General features: G+C 70.3%; 15 protein-coding genes. 10 read left to right on the top strand and 5 right to left on the bottom strand.

Annotation, left to right across the window (positions count from 1 at the left end):
• Positions 1-2: 2 nt before the first annotated feature.
• Both FHW79_RS24770 and dacB read right to left on the bottom strand, forming a co-directional pair.
• Positions 3-635, bottom strand: a complete 633-nt coding sequence (locus tag FHW79_RS24770; protein ID WP_183181357.1) for a chemotaxis protein — start codon at positions 633-635, stop codon at positions 3-5.
• A gap of 92 nt (positions 636-727) precedes the next feature.
• On the bottom strand, positions 728-2,179 hold the full coding sequence (dacB, locus tag FHW79_RS24765; RefSeq protein ID WP_183181356.1) for a D-alanyl-D-alanine carboxypeptidase/D-alanyl-D-alanine-endopeptidase: 1,452 nt from the start codon (positions 2,177-2,179) through the stop codon (positions 728-730).
• Between the two features lie 156 nt (positions 2,180-2,335).
• Between dacB and FHW79_RS24760 the strand changes: the two genes are divergently transcribed.
• The gene (locus FHW79_RS24760) at positions 2,336-4,210 is read left to right on the top strand and encodes an FHA domain-containing protein (protein WP_183181355.1); all 1,875 of its coding nucleotides are present in this window, start codon (positions 2,336-2,338) and stop codon (positions 4,208-4,210) included.
• Here the strand turns inward: FHW79_RS24760 and FHW79_RS24755 are convergent.
• The gene (locus tag FHW79_RS24755) at positions 4,200-4,913 is read right to left on the bottom strand and encodes a 4'-phosphopantetheinyl transferase superfamily protein (protein ID WP_183181354.1); all 714 of its coding nucleotides are present in this window, start codon (positions 4,911-4,913) and stop codon (positions 4,200-4,202) included. The two genes, FHW79_RS24760 and FHW79_RS24755, sit on opposite strands and share 11 nt — an antisense overlap.
• 96 nt (positions 4,914-5,009) lie before the next feature.
• Between FHW79_RS24755 and FHW79_RS24750 the strand changes: the two genes are divergently transcribed.
• From FHW79_RS24750 to mnhG, 9 genes are all read left to right on the top strand, one after another.
• Complete coding sequence (locus FHW79_RS24750) at positions 5,010-5,993, top strand: phosphoribosylaminoimidazolesuccinocarboxamide synthase (RefSeq protein ID WP_183181353.1); 984 nt, start codon at positions 5,010-5,012, stop codon at positions 5,991-5,993.
• Positions 5,993-6,937: a D-2-hydroxyacid dehydrogenase family protein gene (locus FHW79_RS24745; RefSeq protein WP_183181352.1), complete on the top strand. Its 945-nt coding sequence runs from the start codon at positions 5,993-5,995 to the stop codon at positions 6,935-6,937. Before FHW79_RS24750 ends, FHW79_RS24745 begins: the two co-directional genes overlap by 1 nt.
• A gap of 480 nt (positions 6,938-7,417) precedes the next feature.
• On the top strand, positions 7,418-7,906 hold the full coding sequence (locus tag FHW79_RS24740; RefSeq protein ID WP_183181351.1) for a PTS sugar transporter subunit IIA: 489 nt from the start codon (positions 7,418-7,420) through the stop codon (positions 7,904-7,906).
• Positions 7,907-8,009: 103 nt separating this feature from the next.
• The gene (locus FHW79_RS24735; RefSeq protein ID WP_247884589.1) at positions 8,010-11,012 is read left to right on the top strand and encodes a monovalent cation/H+ antiporter subunit A; all 3,003 of its coding nucleotides are present in this window, start codon (positions 8,010-8,012) and stop codon (positions 11,010-11,012) included.
• Complete coding sequence (locus tag FHW79_RS24730) at positions 11,012-11,356, top strand: Na+/H+ antiporter subunit C (RefSeq protein ID WP_145689519.1); 345 nt, start codon at positions 11,012-11,014, stop codon at positions 11,354-11,356. The genes FHW79_RS24735 and FHW79_RS24730 overlap by 1 nt, the downstream gene beginning before the upstream one ends.
• Positions 11,357-11,379: 23 nt before the next feature.
• Positions 11,380-12,999, top strand: coding sequence for a monovalent cation/H+ antiporter subunit D (locus tag FHW79_RS24725; protein WP_211108475.1), 1,620 nt, complete (start codon positions 11,380-11,382; stop codon positions 12,997-12,999).
• Complete coding sequence (locus FHW79_RS24720; RefSeq protein ID WP_183181349.1) at positions 12,996-13,484, top strand: Na+/H+ antiporter subunit E; 489 nt, start codon at positions 12,996-12,998, stop codon at positions 13,482-13,484. The genes FHW79_RS24725 and FHW79_RS24720 overlap by 4 nt, the downstream gene beginning before the upstream one ends.
• Positions 13,481-13,762, top strand: coding sequence for a K+/H+ antiporter subunit F (locus FHW79_RS24715; RefSeq protein ID WP_183181348.1), 282 nt, complete (start codon positions 13,481-13,483; stop codon positions 13,760-13,762). The genes FHW79_RS24720 and FHW79_RS24715 overlap by 4 nt, the downstream gene beginning before the upstream one ends.
• Positions 13,759-14,151, top strand: a complete 393-nt coding sequence (gene mnhG / locus FHW79_RS24710; protein ID WP_183181347.1) for a monovalent cation/H(+) antiporter subunit G — start codon at positions 13,759-13,761, stop codon at positions 14,149-14,151. The genes FHW79_RS24715 and mnhG overlap by 4 nt, the downstream gene beginning before the upstream one ends.
• A gap of 40 nt (positions 14,152-14,191) precedes the next feature.
• On the opposite strand, the gene FHW79_RS24705 is transcribed toward mnhG, so the two are convergent.
• On the bottom strand, positions 14,192-14,614 hold the full coding sequence (locus tag FHW79_RS24705; RefSeq protein ID WP_183181346.1) for a VOC family protein: 423 nt from the start codon (positions 14,612-14,614) through the stop codon (positions 14,192-14,194).
• Between the two features lie 140 nt (positions 14,615-14,754).
• Positions 14,755-15,927, bottom strand: a complete 1,173-nt coding sequence (locus FHW79_RS24700) for a porin (RefSeq protein ID WP_183181345.1) — start codon at positions 15,925-15,927, stop codon at positions 14,755-14,757.
• Positions 15,928-15,930: the final 3 nt, after the last annotated feature.

The following is a 15,930-nucleotide window of genomic DNA, read 5'->3' as shown; positions in this document are numbered from 1 at the left end:
GATCAGAACAGTTCCACGTCGCCATCGATCCCGGTCTTGCGCAGCCGGTCCATGAAGGACGTCTCGGACCGCGCGATGTCGCGCACCGTCTCCTCCGCGATCAGGCGGCGCTGGGTGCGGCCCGAGGTGGGATAGAAGCGCACCGCGCGGGCCGCCGTGCCGCCGACGTCCCAGCTCATCGTCGGGATGCCTTCGGCCGCCAGATACTCCATGACGAACTCGACGTTGCGCTGGCCGATGCCCGAACTGCGCGGGGCGCCGTTGACGCTGGCCCCGCCGAAGATCTTGGCGCGCAGCCGGTCGCGCCGTCCCGTCGCCGACAGCAGCCGGTTGATGAGCTGCTCCATGGCGGCACTGCCGTAGCGGGAGGAGATGGACAGCCGGTCGCCGTTGTGGTCGGGCAGCAGGAAATGGTTCATCCCGCCGATCGCCGCGACGGGATCGAACAGGCAGGCGGCGATGCAGGAGCCCAGCGTGGTGGTGATGACGACGTTCGGGTCGTCGCTGACCACGCAGCCGCCGACCACGATGTTGACCACCTCGGCGCCCAATTGCCGGTCGTGGTAGCGGTTGGCCGCGATGTCCGGCGTGTCGGAACCCTGCTGGAGTCGGCGTGCGCGCGGGCTGATCGGCATCCAGGACCTCGGTGGGACATTCGGTCGCAGTGTACAACCGACCGTCGCCCTTCGCCAAGCGTCGCGGTTGCGGGCGCTGCAATCGACGCCCCTTACAAGCCGGCGATCCACAACGCCAGCAGGTCGGCCTGGAGCTTGCGGGAGCGGGCCAGCCAGGCGCGGGCCTCCGGGGGGATCTCGGCGATGCGGCGGTCCATCGTCCGGTCCATGGCGACGCGCTGCGCCTCGTCGGTGACGAAGAAGGCGAAGCCGAGCGTCCGCCCCTTCGCCGTCGTCAGCGTTCCGGCCAGCGCCTTGGCGTAGGCCAGCGTCCCCGACTTGGCGCGCACGCCGGGGGGTAGGGCCTTGCCCTCGTCCTCGCCGGGCAGAAGGGCCAGAACCGCCGGGCCGGCGCCTTGGATCAGCGCCATGGTCTGGGCCGGGGTGATCCGCGACGCGGCGCTGAGCCCCGAATGGTTGAGCAGCCGCAGCCCCGTCCAGTCGGTGCGCGGGGCCGCCATCATGGCCGGCGCGGTCAGCACCGCCGCCGACTCCGGCAGCGTCTGCACCGCCGGGTCCAGCCGCCGGGCGGCGGCCAGCCCGATCAGCTCCGCCGACAGGTTGTTGGAGTAGCGCAGGACCTGCCGGGCCAGGATCTCCAGCGGCTCGCTGCGGTGCAGGGCGGCGAGCGTGGCGGTCGGCGGCACCGCGCCGGGGGTCGGGGCGGGCAGGGCGATCCCCGCCTCCGCGGCCAGGCGGCGGAAGACGTGGGACGCCGCCAGGCCGGGCCGGGTGACCGGAAGCCACAGGCTGGCCGCCATGCCCGGCTGCGGGGCGAAGCGCCAGCGCTCGCCCTCTGGATCTCCGACCGCGGCGACGAGCGGGGTGAAGGCGGCCCCCGCCCCGGCGCCAAGCTGCACCGTCACGCTGTCCAGCGGCACCCGCCCGGCGTCGGACACCGACCAAGCGCTGACCCGCACAGACTGGCCGGCGGCGGCGGGGCGCGCCCAATCGAAGCGGAAGCGGTTGAAGTTCAGCGACAGCGCCCCGACGCCGGTGTTGTAGCCGGCGGTCCAGGGCTGCCCGGCGTCGATCTCCGCCATCTCGGGCAAGACGGAGGTGTCGTAGAGGAAGCGCCCGGTCACCCGCGTGACGCCCAGCGCGCCGAGGTCGCGCAGCAGCTCCGCCAGCCCTTCGCTGGACAGCGACGGGTCGCCGCCGCCCTTCAGGATCAGGTCGCCGTCGAGCACCCCGTTTCCCAGCCGTCCGGTGATGTGCAGCGTGGTCTCGAAGCGGTGGTCCGGTCCCAGCACCGCCAGGGCGGCGGCCATCGCCGGCAGCTTGGCGACCGAGGCCGGGGCGAAGGGCTTGGCCGGCTGACGCTCCGCCAACACGGCGCCGCTGTCCGGATCGAACAGCACATAGCCGACGTCATCGGCGGAAAAGCCGTTGCGGGCGATCGCCTCGCGGTCGTCCGGACCAATGGCGGCGGTGGGGGACGCGCAGGCCGACACCGCAGAAACGCAGGCCAGCAGGAGCAGGATGGAAAAGGTTGGAATCCGCATGGCGGGCAGTCTAGCGCAACACGGCGGCCCGCATCCGCGTCAATCGTCGGCCGGGTCCCCGGGCGGGTCCGGAATCTTGCTGCGCCGACTATCCGCTTAACGTACGATGAAGGTCGCAAAAGACGCCACGCCTCGGGGGAAAGAGCTGAAAAGCCCATGATGTCACGGCGCCGCAGCCTCACGTTCGAAGTGGTCGTCGATCAGGGCGGAAAACCCAACATCGACGGGGTCTTTCCCGACGAGGCCGCGGCCCGGGAACGCGCGGCGTATCTGCTTCGTCTTGCGAAATTTCCGGTTGTCCGGATTTTAAAGGTGAACCAGGCGGGCAAGGAAGAGATCATCTTCCAGAAGTCCAGCGCCGGCGGCGAGAAGCCGACCACCATCTCCTCCATCGACGAGACCGACGTCGGCCCCGCCAGCCTGTGCACCGACGCGCTCCAGCTTTTCTCCTACGAGAGCCGGATGCTGCTGCTGCGCCTGCTGCGCGGCTATTGGGACGATCAGGCGGTGATCCCGGCCGAGCAGCTTCACCGCTACTACCCGCTGCGCTATTTCGAGCGGGAGGCACTGCTGTTCAACCCGGCGGTCAGCCGGCTCGCCACCCTTCAGGCGCCGCTGCTGGGCGTGAAGCCGTTCGACCGGCACGACCAGCTCCTGCGGATGTTCGCGCGGCTGAAGGAGATGGCGCAGGCGTCGGACGCGCTGGCGCCCTTCGACGCGGCGCTGGCCCGCGGCGGCGTCGGCGGCCTGCTGGCGGCGGCGGCGGAGCGCCCGCCGGAGGAGCGCGACCGGCTGGTCACCCACGCCTTCGCCGCGGTGCTGGAGCCCTGCCGCGACTGGCCCGGCAAGGTCAAGGCGCTGCTGCGCTTCCACCGCGAGGACGGGGAGGAGGAGGCGAACCGCCGCCTGCTCGACCAGATGCTGGCGGAAACGGTCGATGGGCGGGAGCCGGTGCGCGCGCTGATCGGCTACGCGCCCGACCTGGGGGCGGCGCTGCAAAGCCTGATCGCGGCGGTGCACGGCGACCTCGACGACCGGCTGCCCCACACCGACGAGCTGCTGGCCCTGTCCAACGCGCTGGGCGGCGGCGGCTTCGACGAGACGCGCCGGGCGCTGCTGCGCCGCATCCAGGGCGGTCTGGCCGGCCTGACCCCGCTGACCCGCACCGGCTCCGCCGCGGAGGGCAAGGCCTTCGGCATCATCGTCGACCGGCTGACCAACTTCGACGGCTTCCTGGGCGGCGCCGGCATGGCGGAGGCGCTGACCCGGCGCGCCAAGTCGGTGTGGAGCCACGGCGGGCAGGACGCGTCCTTCGACATGGCGGTGCAGCGTCTGGCCACCCGCCTGCCGGCGCCGGCCCAGCGCATCGGCTACCTGCTGGACCTCGCCACCAGCCCCTTCGGGCGCAACAAGCTCAGCGTCCTGATCCGGCAGGTCGCCAGCGAGTTCGAGAGCATCACCTCGGCCCGCGAGCTGGTCGCCCCCGGCGTCAGCACGGACGACGTGCGCAGCGGCCTGGGCCGCCGCTTGCGCGCCGCCGGCATTCCCCGCGCGCTGGCCGAGGGGCTGATCGCCAGGATCGCCGCGATCCCGGACGCCGAACGGTCGCTCGGCATCCCCCTGCTGGCCGCTCCGGCGGTCGAGGTCGTGACGCGGGCGACCGAGGAGACGATTCTGATCGACGCCCCGCGGGCGACGGAGCGGCTGGTGCTGTTCTGGCGCGGCCAGACGCGGGCGATCCCGGAGGACGGGACCCAGCTCGTCATCGGGCGGTCGTCGCAGTGCCAGTTCGTCCTCGACATCGCCTCGGCCTCGCGGCGGCACGCCGCGGTGTCGCGGCAGGACGGCGTCTTCGTGGTGGAGGATCTCAGCCGCAACGGCACCCAGATCGCCGTGCCGGGGCTGGCGGAGCCGCGGCGGCTGACGCCGGGCGAACCGCTGCCGCTGCCGCCGCGCGGCGAGATCGTCATCGGCTCCACGGAGTTGGGCGAGGAGCCGGCGCGCATCGCCTGGGAAATCGTCAAGCGCTGAGCGTTTCATCCAGCGGTCGGAACACGGGGCGCCAGCCGTCGCCGCGCACCGCCAGCGCGCCGACCAGCCCCGGCGCCGGGCGCAGGTCGAACAGCGACCAGTCCGTCGCACTCCCGGCCCCCAGCGCGCCGTCCAGGCCGAGCAGGCGGGCAGGACGGCCCGGCACCAATTCCACCGCGAAGCGGTCGAGCGGAGTCGACAGGCCCTGGCCGGTCGCCTTGATGAAGGCCTCCTTGCGGGTCCAGCCGTTCAGGAACGCCTCGTCGCGCAACGCGTCGGGCAGGGCGGCGAAGGCGGCGCGCTCCTCCGGCGCGAAGAAGCGCTCGGCGATTCCGGCGGCGTCCGGCACGGACCGCAGCCGTTCGACGTCCACGCCCAGTTCCACCGTCTCGACGGGTGCGATGGCGATCAGCACGTGATCCTTGCAGTCGGCGAGATTGAAGGCCGGACCGCCGGGCAGGGAGGGCTTGCCCATCGGCCCGTAGGCGAAGGCCAAACTCGCCGGGTCGCGGCCCGTCACCCGCCCGAGCCGATGGCGCAGCAGCCCGCGCCGCAGGACGCAGCGGGTGCGCAGCTCCTCCGTCGCGAAACGGGCGGCCCGCGCCGCCTCGTCGGGGGAGAGCAGGGCGCGGAACGCCTCCAGCCGATGCGCCAGCCCGCGCAGGTCGGCATAACAGAGTTGAATTTCTCCCGTTTCCCGCATCGGATGTCCCCATTCCCCGGATTCGGGACTATAACCGCGCTGGCCCCGCGCGGCGATTGCGCTATCATGCGCCTCCCTTTTGCCGGATCTGGAATCATGGTCGATACCGCTCAGCTTGCTCCGCATCTGTCCAACGTCGTCAAGGACGCCGCCATTCCCGAGCTGCCCAACCACTACCGGGGCAAGGTGCGCGAAAATTACGACCTTCCCGACGGGCGGCGCGTCATCATCGCCACCGACCGGCTGTCGGCCTTCGACATCATCCTGACCGCCATCCCCTTCAAGGGGCAGGTGCTGACCCAGATCGCCCGCTACTGGTTCGAGGCGACCAAGGACCTCTGCCCGAACCACGTCCTGGAATACCCGGACCCCAACGTCGTGGTCGCCAAGCGGCTGACCATCATGCCGGTGGAGATCGTGGTCCGCGACTATCTGGCCGGCACCACCGGCACCTCGCTGTGGACGATGTACAAGAAGGGCCGGCGGGAGATGTACGGCCACGTCTTCCCCGACGGGCTGCGCGAGAACCAGAAGCTGCCGGACACCATCATCACCCCGACGACCAAGGCCTTCGACGCCGGCCATGACGAGGAGCTGACCGCCGCCCAGATCGTGGAGCGCGGGCTGCTGACCCAGGCCCAGTGGGACGAGGTGACGGCGAAGGCGCTGGCCCTGTTCGCCCGCGGGCGCGAGATCGCGGCGGCGCGCGGCCTGATCCTGGTCGACACCAAGTACGAGTTCGGCTTCGACGAGGCCGGCAACATCATCCTGGCCGACGAGATCCACACGCCGGACAGCAGCCGCTACTGGTTCGCCGCCAGCTATCCGGAGCGGTACGAGGCCGGGCAGCGCCCGGAGAGCTTCGACAAGGACTTCGTGCGGAGCTGGGTGACCCAGCGCTGCGACCCCTACAAGGACGCCATCCCGGAAATCCCGGCGGAGGTCGTGCTCGAGGCCGCCCGCATCTACATCGAGGCGTTCGAGACCATCACCAGCCAGACCTTCCAGGTTCCGACGGAAGTCACGCCGGCGGTGGAGCGCATCCGGGCCAACCTGGCGCCGTACTTCGCGAAGCCGTGATGAAGATCGCCATCCTCGACGATTACCAGAACGTCGCGCGCGATCTGGCGGAGTGGCATCGCCTGCCCAACGGCAGCGCGCTGACGGTCTTCGAACGGCCGATCCCGGCGGCGGAGGTGGCGGGGACGCTCGCCCCCTACAGCGTCCTGGTGATCATGCGGGAGCGCACGCCATTCCCCGCGTCGCTGATCGACGCGCTGCCGAACCTGCGGCTTCTCGTCACCACCGGAGGGCGCAACAACGCCATCGATCTGGAGGCCTGCAAGGCCCGCGGCATCACCGTCTGCGGGACCGGCATGGTCGGCACCCCGACGGCGGAACTGACCTGGGGCCTGATCCTGGCGCTGGTCAAGCGCATCCCGCAGGAGGAACGCGGCCTGCGCGCCGGGCGCTGGCAGGCCGGCCTGACGCAGGGGCTGGCCGGCAAGCGCCTCGGCCTCGTCGGGCTGGGCAAGCTGGGCACCCAGGTGGCGCGGGTCGGCCAAGCCTTCGGGATGGAGGTCGCGGCCTGGAGCCCCAACCTGACCGACGAGCGGGCCGCTGCGGCCGGCGTCGCCCGGCTGGACAAGCGCGACCTGTTCGCCACCTCCGACATCGTCAGCGTCCATCTGGTGCTGGGCGAGCGGACGCGCGGCGTGGTTGGGGCGGAGGACATCGACGCGATGAAGCCCTCCGCCTTCTTCGTGAACACGTCGCGCGCCGGTCTGGTCGACGGGGACGCCCTGCTGGCGGCCCTGCACGAGCATCGCATCGCGGGCGCCGGGCTGGACGTCTTCCCGGTGGAGCCGCTGCCGGTGGACAGCCCCTGGCTGGAGGCGCCGAACACGGTGCTGACGCCGCATCTGGGCTATGTCACCCGCGAGAACTACGAGGTCTTCTACCGCGACGCGCTGGACGACATCCTCGCCTGGCACGCCGGCGAGCCGGTGCGGATGCTCGCGTAAGGACGGGACGGCGCTGCCCCGCTTTTTCCCCGTGGCGCGGGGGAGGGCGGGGCGGTGCGAACAGGCGCAAGCCCTTGATACTTCTCAGGCCTCCGTGCCTTTCCCGGATCGGCCTTCCCGGCAGCGCCGTCTCGCCCCGCCTGTCCGCTTTTTCGCCCCCGCAGCACGGATCGTGGGATTACAGCCGCGGCCAAGACGTAGATGGACGGGACCCCTGCCACTTGCGGGGCGCGACTCCATTCCCAAAATGGGTGGGGAGGCTGAGGCAAGGGCGGAACGGGGCGAGGTTTGTTGCGATGCGCGGGCCGCCTTGGCGCCGCGCGTCCGTTGGGTGGGCCGGCCACCGGTCCCGGCGGCGGTTGGCGCCGTGGACGTGGCGTGCCGAAAGCGATTGGAAGTCTGTTGTTTCATGGCCATCCCGGCTCGGAACGCGGACGGTCGGGACAGGAGACGGAGGGTTTGCCACCCATGGAGACAGGAATGAACTTCTCGGACCTCTTGTCCGCACACAACGTCATCCTCGATGCGGGACCGGCCGACAAGGCGATGCTGCTCGACCTTCTGGCCAGCGAGGCGTCCGGCCGCATCGGAACCCCCAAGGAAGAGATTCTCAAGGCCTTGCAGGCGCGGGAGCACATCGGCTCCACAGCGCTGGGCAAGGGCGTGGCGCTTCCCCACACCGAACTGCGCGGGACCGAAAGCCCGCTGGTGCTGTTCGCGCGGCTCCGCAAACCCATCGATTTCGAGGCCCGCGACGACGAGCCGGTGGACCTGTTCTTCCTCGTTCTCTGGCCGACCGCGACCCGCAAGGGCCTGCTGCCCGTCATGGGCGAAATCTGCCAGGCCCTGCGCGATCCGCAATCCCTGCGCAAGCTGCGCCAGGCGGAGACGCCCGACGCGGTGGTGCAACTCGTCCGGCAGGCGCTTCCCCCCAACGCCGAGCGGGAGCTTGACGACGACGATTTCTGACCGAGCGATTTCTGGCCGGCGCGGCGAGGGACCTCCATCCTTCCTATATTCGTAAAGCCGACAGTTCTCAGCATTTTGGCCCCTCCGATTGCCCGAGACCCCATTGTCACAGACCATGTCCGACGCCCTGCTGCTCCTGGCCGCCACCGGCCTTCCGTTCATCGGCGCGATCGTCGCCGGGATGCTGCCGACGCACGCGCGCAACACCGCGGCCTGGCTGGCCGGTGCGATCGCGATCATCGGCCTGGGGTTGGTGTGGGCGGCCTATCCGACGGTGGCGGCGGGCGGGGTGATCCGCCATTCGATGGCCTGGATGCCGTCGCTCGGCCTCGACCTCACGCTGCGGATGGACGGCTTCGCGTGGCTGTTCGCCGGGCTGGTGTTCGGGGTCGGCGCGCTCGTCGTCCTGTACGCGCGCTATTACATGTCGGCCGATGATCCGGTCCCGCGCTTCTTCGCGTTCCTGCTGGCCTTCATGGGGTCGATGACGGGGGTGGTGCTCTCCGGCAACCTGATCCAGCTCGCCTTCTTCTGGGAGTTGACCAGCCTCTTCTCCTTCCTGCTGATCGGCTACTGGCACCACACGGCGGCGGCGCGCGACGGCGCGCGCATGGCGCTGACCATCACCGCGACGGGCGGGCTGTGCCTGTTCGCGGGCGTGCTGCTGCTCGGCCACATCGCCGGCAGCTACAACCTCGACGTCGTTCTGGCCTCGGGCGACAAGATCCGCGAGCACGCTCTCTACCTGCCGGCGCTGGTCCTCATCCTGATGGGCGCCCTGACCAAGAGCGCGCAGTTCCCGTTCCATTTCTGGCTGCCGCACGCCATGGCGGCGCCCACTCCCGTCTCGGCCTACCTGCATTCGGCGACGCTGGTGAAGGCCGGCGTCTTCCTGATGGCGCGGCTGTGGCCGGTGCTGGCGGGGACGGAGGCGTGGTTCTGGATCGTCGGCAGCGCCGGTCTGGCCACCCTGCTGGTCGGCGCCTATGTGGCGATCTTCCAGAACGATCTGAAAGGACTTCTGGCCTATTCGACGATCAGCCATCTCGGGCTGATCACGCTGCTGCTCGGGCTCAACAGCGAACTCGCCATGGTCGCGGCGATCTTCCACATCCTCAACCATGCGGCCTTCAAGGCGTCGCTGTTCATGGCCGCCGGCATCATCGACCATGAGACGGGAACCCGCGACCTGCGGCGCCTGTCCGGCCTCAACCGCTTCATGCCCTTCACGACGCGGCTGGCGATGGTGGCGGCGGCGGCCATGGCCGGCGTGCCGCTGATGAACGGCTTCATCTCGAAGGAGATGTTCTTCGCCGAGACGCTGACGGCCCAGGCGTCGCTGCCGCTCCTGCTCCACATCCTGCCCTTCGCCGCGATGGTGGCGAGCGCCTTCGCGGTGGCCTACTCGCTGCGCTTCATCCACGGCGCCTTCTTCGGTCCCGACCCGGTCGACCTGCCGCATCTGCCGCACGAGCCGCCGGCCTGGATGCGGCTGCCGGTCGAGATCCTGGCGCTGGCCTGCATCATCATCGGCCTGCTGCCCGCGGCCACCGTGGGACCGTATCTGAACATGGCGGCCCACGCCGCGCTCGGCGCTGCGACCCCGGAATACAGTCTGGCGGTCTGGCACGGCTTCAACACGCCGCTGGTGATGAGCCTGCTCGCCCTGGCGGCCGGCGTGACGCTCTACTTCCTGCTGCAGCCGCTGTTCCGGCGGAACATCGAGGGGCCGCCCTTCATCAGCCGCCTGGAAGGCCGCCGCATGTTCGAGCGCAGCATGGTCTTCCTGTCCTGGCGCCTCGCCCGGACGCTGGAAGGGCTGCTTGGGACGCGGCGACTGCAGCCCCAACTCCGGCTGGTCGTCTGCGTCGCCATCCTGGCCGCGGGCTGGGCGGTCTACCGGCGCGGGCTCGGCCCGGGCAATCTGGTGCCGCAGGGCATCGACCCGGTGCTCGCCCTGATCTGGGTGATCGGGGCGGCCTGCGCCCTGGGCGCCGCGTGGCAGGCCAAGTTCCACCGCCTCGCCGCGCTGATCCTGCTCGGCGGCACCGGGCTGGTCACCTGCGTCACCTTCGTCTGGTTCTCCGCCCCCGATCTCGCGCTGACCCAGCTGCTGGTCGAGATCGTCACCACGATCCTGCTGCTGCTCGGCCTGCGCTGGCTGCCCAAGCGGCTTCCCAGCACCGGCACGTCGGAAGTGATGCGGACGGGCCGCCGCCTGCGCGACCTTGCCATCGCCATCACCGCCGGCCTCGGCATGGCCGGGCTGGCCTTCGGCGTGATGACCCGCTTCCCGCCGGAGATCCTGGCGCAGCATTTCCTGGAGCGCGCCTACACCGAGGGCGGCGGCACCAACGTCGTCAACGTGATCCTGGTCGACTTCCGCGGCTTCGACACGCTGGGCGAGATCGCCGTGCTGGGCGTGGTGGCGCTGACCGCCTACGCGCTGCTGCGCCGCTTCCGTCCGGCCCCCGACAGCGTGGACGTGCCGGAGCAGCAGCGCGACCAGAGCGCCTACGACATCGCGCGGCCGGAGCGGCGGGAGGGCGACACGGTGGCCGACTGGCTGCTGATCCCGTCGGTGATCGCGCGCCTGCTGTTCCCGGTGGTCGGCATGGTCGCGCTGTTCCTGTTGCTGCGCGGCCACGACCTGCCCGGCGGCGGCTTCGCCGCGGGGCTGATGGGCTCGATCGCGATGATCCTGCAATACATGCTGGGCGGGACGCAGTGGGTGGAGGCGCGGCTGCGCGTGCTGCCTCTGCGCTGGATGGGGCTCGGGCTCCTGCTGGCCGCCGGCACGGGTCTGGGCGCCCTGCTGTTCGGCCGGCCCTTCCTGACCACCTATTTCGCCTACGCGGACCTGCCGCTCATCGGGGAGATTCCCACGGCCAGCGCGCTGCTGTTCGACATCGGCGTGTTCGCGCTGGTCATCGGCGCCACGATGCTGACCCTGATCGCGCTGGCCCGCCAGTCGGTCCGCGGCCATCGCGCCGCCGCGCCGCGCGTGTCGGCGACGAGCGCCCCCGCGGTGCCCGGCCCGATCCTGGGCGGTGCTCCCACCACTGCCCCGACCGGCGCCCCGACCGCCGCAACCGGAGACGATTGATGGAACTTATCCTCGCCCTCGGGATCGGGGTGCTGACGGGCTCCGGCGTCTGGCTGCTGCTGCGTCCCCGCACCTTCCAGGTCATCATCGGCCTGTCGCTGCTGTCCTACGCCGTCAACCTTTTCATTTTCTCGACCGGCGGCCTGCGCACCGGGGCGGCCCCGGTGCTGGAGCGCGGCATGGCCGGCAGCCTCGCCAGCCACGCCGACCCGGTGCCGCAGGCCCTGGTCCTCACGGCCATCGTCATCAGCTTCGCGACGACGGCGCTGTTCCTCGTCCTGCTCCTCGCCGCGCGGGGCCTGACGGGAACCGACCATGTGGACGGCAAGGAGAAGTCCCGGTGAACGGGTGGCCAATGAGCGCTTGGATGAATCATCTGGTGATCGCGCCGATCATCATCCCGCTGGTGGTCGGCGCGCTGCTGATGCTGATCGACGAGCGGCGGCGGGCACTGAAGGCCGCGCTCGGGGTGGCGTCGGCGTCGGTGCTGCTGGCGCTGGCGGTGCTGCTGCTCTATCTGACGGACCACACCGCCACGGGGGCGGACGCCACCGTGCGCGTCTACCGGCTGGGCGACTGGCCGTCGCTGTTCGGCATCGTCCTGGTGCTTGACCGGCTGTCGGCGATGATGCTGGTGCTGACCGGCATCCTGGGGCTGTCCGCCCTGGTCTTCGCGCTGGCGCGCTGGCAGAAGGCGGGGGCGCACTTCCATTCGCTGTTCCAGTTCCAGCTGATGGGTCTGAACGGCGCGTTCCTGACCGGCGACCTGTTCAACCTCTTCGTCTTCTTCGAGATCATGCTGGCCGCCTCCTACGGGCTGGCGCTGCACGGCTCCGGCCTCGCCCGTGTCCGCGCCGGGCTGCATTACATCGCCATCAACCTGGCGGCGTCGCTGCTCTTCCTGATCGGGGTGAGCATGATCTACGGCGTGTCGGGCACGCTGAACATGGCCGAGCTGGCCGTGCGCATCGCTGCGGTGGCGCCCGAGGACCGCGGGCTGCTGGAGGCCGGGGCGGCGATCCTCGGCGTCGCCTTCCTGATCAAGGCGGGCATGTGGCCGCTGGGCTTCTGGCTGCCGAACACCTACACCACGGTCGGGGCGCCGTCCGCCGCGATCATCTCGATCCTCAGCAAGGTCGGCATCTACGCGATCATCCGGATCTGGCTGCTGGTCTTCGGCGAGAGCGCCGGGACCTCGGCGGGGTTCGGCGGCCACTGGCTGCTGATCGGCGGGGTCCTGACCATCGCCTTCGGCTCCATCGCGGTGCTGGCGACGCAGAATTTGGCGCGGCTGGCCGGGGCCAGCGTTCTGGTCTCCTCCGGCACGCTGCTGGCCGCTGTCGGCGCGGGCCAAGCGGCGGTGACCGGCGGCGCGCTGTTCTACATGACCAGCTCCGTCCTGGCGATCGCCGGGCTGTTCCTGCTGATCGAGCTGGTCGAGCGCGGCCGCATGGTCGGCGCCGACGTGCTGGCGGTGACGCGCGAGGCCTTCGGCGAGGGCGAGGACGAGGAATCGGACGACGACGACGCCATCGGCGTGTCGATCCCGGCGATCATGGCGATCCTCGGCATCGCCTTCATGGCCTGCGCGCTTCTGCTCGCCGGCCTGCCGCCGCTGTCCGGCTTCCTCGCCAAGTTCGCCATCCTGGCGCCGATGCTGGCGCAGGGGGCGGAGGGGCTTCCCTTCACCACCTGGGCGCTGATGGCGGCGCTGATCCTGTCCGGTCTGGCGACCGTGGTCGCGATGAGCCGCACCGGCATCGACGTCTTCTGGGCGTCGCCTGCGGGCGACCTGCCGCGCGTGCGCCTCGTCGAACTCGGTCCGGTGATGATGCTCCTGGCGCTCTGCGTGGCCCTGACCGTCCAGGCTGGTCCGGTGATGCGTTACATGGAAGACACCGCCCGCTCCCTTCACGGGCCGGAACGCTACGTCCAGGGGGTGATGACCACCGCGGCGCCGGGGACCGGCAAGGGGGCCGCGCCATGAAGCGCTGGTTCCCGTATCCGCTGCTGACCGCCGCGCTGGTGGCGATGTGGCTGCTGCTGACCGAGAGCGTGGCGCTGGGCTCGATCCTGATGGGCGCCATCCTGGCGACCGTCGCGGTCTGGGGCTTCGCGGCGCTCGACCCGCCGGGCGGGCGGCTGAAGCGGCCGCGCGCCGCCTTCGCGCTGGCCGCGCTGGTGATGGCCGACATCGCCCGCTCCAACCTCGCGGTCGTCAAGATCATCCTCAACCCGCGGAAGACGGAACGGGTGTCCGGCTTTCTGCACATCCCGCTCGACATGCGCGCGCCCTACGGTCTGGCGACCCTGGCCTGCATCATCACAGCGACGCCGGGGACGATCTGGGTGGAGTACAATTCCGCGAACAACACCATCCTGCTCCACATCCTCGATCTGGTCGACGAGAGCACCTGGATCGACACCATCAAGGGACGGTACGAGAGGCGCCTGATGGAGATCTTCGAATGACCACCACGCTGCTGCTCTGGTCGATCTTCCTGGCGCAGATCCTGCTGGTCGTCGCGATGGCCTGCGCGACCTTCCGCGTGCTGCGCGGGCCACGGGCGCAGGATCGGGTCCTCGGGCTCGACACGCTGTACGTCAACGCCACGATGCTGCTGCTGACCTTCGGCATCCGCACCGGCAGCACGCTCTATTTCGAGGCGGCGCTGATCATCGCGCTGCTCGGCTTCGTCGCGACGGCGGCTCTGGCGAAGTTCCTCATGCGCGGAGAGGTGATCGAATGACGCATCTGGCCGACCTGCCGGTCTGGGCGGCGATCCCGGTGGCGCTGCTCCTCCTGCTCGGCGCCTCGCTGGCGCTGATCGGGTCCATCGGGTTCGTGCGGCTGCGCAGCTTCTACGAACGCGTTCACGCCCCGACGCTGGGCACCACCATGGGCATCGGCTCCGTGCTGCTGGCCTCGATGCTGTGCTTCACCGTGCTGCAGTCGCGGCCGGCGCTGCATGAAATCCTGATCGCCGTCTTCATGATCGTGACCACGCCGATCACGCTGATGCTGCTCGCCCGTGCCGCCCTCTACCGCGACCGCAGCGAGGGCAGCGACGACGTGCCGTCGGCGCCGCCGGCGCAAACGACGGCACCCTCGGCCCCGGACGCCGCCCCGCCGGTGTAGACGGTCCTTCAGCGCGTCAGGTCGCCTCGACCTTTGTCGATCAGGTCGACTCGACCTGGGCGAACATGCCGGATTCGTCGGTGAAGCTCTTGAACTCCAGCCCGTTGCCGGAGGGGTCGAGGACGAAGAAGGTCCCCTGCTCCGACGGCTTGCCGGGGTAGCGGATCTGCGGCTCCAGTAGGAAGGTCGCGCCGGCGGCTTCCAGCCGCTCCCTCAGCGCGTCCCAGACGGGGCGCGGCAGCACCGCTCCGAAATGGTGCAGCGGCACCGCCTTGCCGTCGACCATGCTGGTCTCGGTCGAGCGCGGCTCGGACGAGCGGTGGGCGGAGATCTGGTTGCCGAAGAAGTCGAAATCGATCCACCGCTCGGTGGAGCGCCCTTCGCGGCAGCCCAGGACATCGACGTAGAAACGGCGGGTTTCCTCGATGTCCCGGATGGGAAAGGCGAGATGGAACGCGAACACCGGCGCACCCTTTTGACGTTGATTCGGACGGCCAGGGTAGACCGCGCTCCGTAATGCCAACAAACGAATTCAGCGGAGCGCGAGGGCGCGAAAACGCTGCGGCCCCTGGAGCTTTCCAAGGGCCGCAGCGGTCAGCGTGATCAGAACGCCAGACGGGTGTCCAGCATCACGATGTGTGCCCGGTCCTTCAGGTCGCCGCCGTCGGGGCGGCCCGCCTGCAGGGTGGACCGCACGTAGTCGTACTCCAGCCCGGCGGTGAAGCCGGGGGCGACGGTCCAGGTGACGCCGCCCTGCCAGATGTCCGCCTTGCTCGGCGTGGACATGGTCGCGCTGTCGTTGCCCAGCGCCCGCAGGTAGTTGGCGGCGAACAGCAGCGGCCCAGCGGTGTATTGCGCGCCGAAGATCCAGTTCTGCTGCGCCCGCGTCTGGGCGAGGCCCTCGGCGTAGCCGCTGTCGCCGCTGTAGGCGTAGCTGGCGCCGACCTTCACCGGGCCGTAGCCGACGTTGGCGCCGACATGGACGGAGTTCAGGTCCTCGAAGGACTGGCTGACGACGCCGTCGGTCTGGCGCACCGCCTTGCCGGTCGCGTAGAAGGCGCTGCCCTCGATGCTGAAGTCGCCGACCGCGGTCTGGAATGCGGCGCCGGCCTCGACCACGTCGCGGAAGGACAGCAGGTCACCCAGCGCGTCGGTGGTGCGGCGGTTGACCGAGGTGTTGGAGTCGCCGCTGCGCGGCATGTAGGACACCGCCGCCGACAGGCCGCCGAAGCTCGGCGTGATGTAGACCAGCTTGGTCCCGGTGTCGTAGGCGATCAGCGTGCGCAGGCTGGTGGCGGCCAGAGGCAGGGCGCCGAAGGTCGAGGAGCCGTTGAGGAACAGGATGCCGTTGCTGTCCGGGCTGCCGGCCACGCCCTCGACGTTCGGGCCGATCATCCCGTATTCGTCCGACAGGCCGTTGATGACGCCGGCCTGGATCGTGCCGAAGGCGCCGTTGGCGAAGAGGAAGGCGCGGTCGTTCTCGATGTTGCGGGTCGAGACGGTCGGATCGCCGTTGCCCGCCACGATGCGCAGCCGCGCGCCGTAGGTCAGGCCGTTGTCCGCGGTGGCCGTCGGGGTGACGACCAGACGGTAGCGGTTGGCGAACTCGCGCGAGCGCAGGCCCTCGTCCTGCTGCTGGCGGATGTAGGCGCCCTGGAAATAGGCGTCGCCGCCGAGGATCAGGTCGAAGCTCGGCTCGGCCAGGGCCGGAGCCGACGTCAGGGCGGCGAAGGCGGTGCCGGCGAGAGCGGCGGCGCGAAGAGACAAGGTGTTCATGGG

The sequence above is a fragment of the Azospirillum sp. OGB3 genome, assembly GCF_014192915.1.
Taxonomy (GTDB): Bacteria; Pseudomonadota; Alphaproteobacteria; order Azospirillales; family Azospirillaceae; genus Azospirillum.
Note: the sequence above shows the minus strand (reverse complement) of the source record. Positions and strands in the feature narration are given on the sequence as shown.

Coding starts and splice junctions, on each gene's coding strand:
- FHW79_RS24715 (WP_183181348.1), top strand. CDS start 13,481: ATGACCACCACGCTGCTGCTCTGGTCGATCTTCCTGGCGCAGATCCTG.
- FHW79_RS24760 (WP_183181355.1), top strand. CDS start 2,336: ATGATGTCACGGCGCCGCAGCCTCACGTTCGAAGTGGTCGTCGATCAG.
- FHW79_RS24725 (WP_211108475.1), top strand. CDS start 11,380: ATGAATCATCTGGTGATCGCGCCGATCATCATCCCGCTGGTGGTCGGC.
- FHW79_RS24745 (WP_183181352.1), top strand. CDS start 5,993: ATGAAGATCGCCATCCTCGACGATTACCAGAACGTCGCGCGCGATCTG.
- FHW79_RS24755 (WP_183181354.1), bottom strand. CDS start 4,913: ATGCGGGAAACGGGAGAAATTCAACTCTGTTATGCCGACCTGCGCGGG.
- mnhG (WP_183181347.1), top strand. CDS start 13,759: ATGACGCATCTGGCCGACCTGCCGGTCTGGGCGGCGATCCCGGTGGCG.
- FHW79_RS24700 (WP_183181345.1), bottom strand. CDS start 15,927: ATGAACACCTTGTCTCTTCGCGCCGCCGCTCTCGCCGGCACCGCCTTC.
- FHW79_RS24720 (WP_183181349.1), top strand. CDS start 12,996: ATGAAGCGCTGGTTCCCGTATCCGCTGCTGACCGCCGCGCTGGTGGCG.
- dacB (WP_183181356.1), bottom strand. CDS start 2,179: ATGCGGATTCCAACCTTTTCCATCCTGCTCCTGCTGGCCTGCGTTTCT.
- FHW79_RS24770 (WP_183181357.1), bottom strand. CDS start 635: ATGCCGATCAGCCCGCGCGCACGCCGACTCCAGCAGGGTTCCGACACG.
- FHW79_RS24730 (WP_145689519.1), top strand. CDS start 11,012: ATGGAACTTATCCTCGCCCTCGGGATCGGGGTGCTGACGGGCTCCGGC.
- FHW79_RS24740 (WP_183181351.1), top strand. CDS start 7,418: ATGAACTTCTCGGACCTCTTGTCCGCACACAACGTCATCCTCGATGCG.
- FHW79_RS24750 (WP_183181353.1), top strand. CDS start 5,010: ATGGTCGATACCGCTCAGCTTGCTCCGCATCTGTCCAACGTCGTCAAG.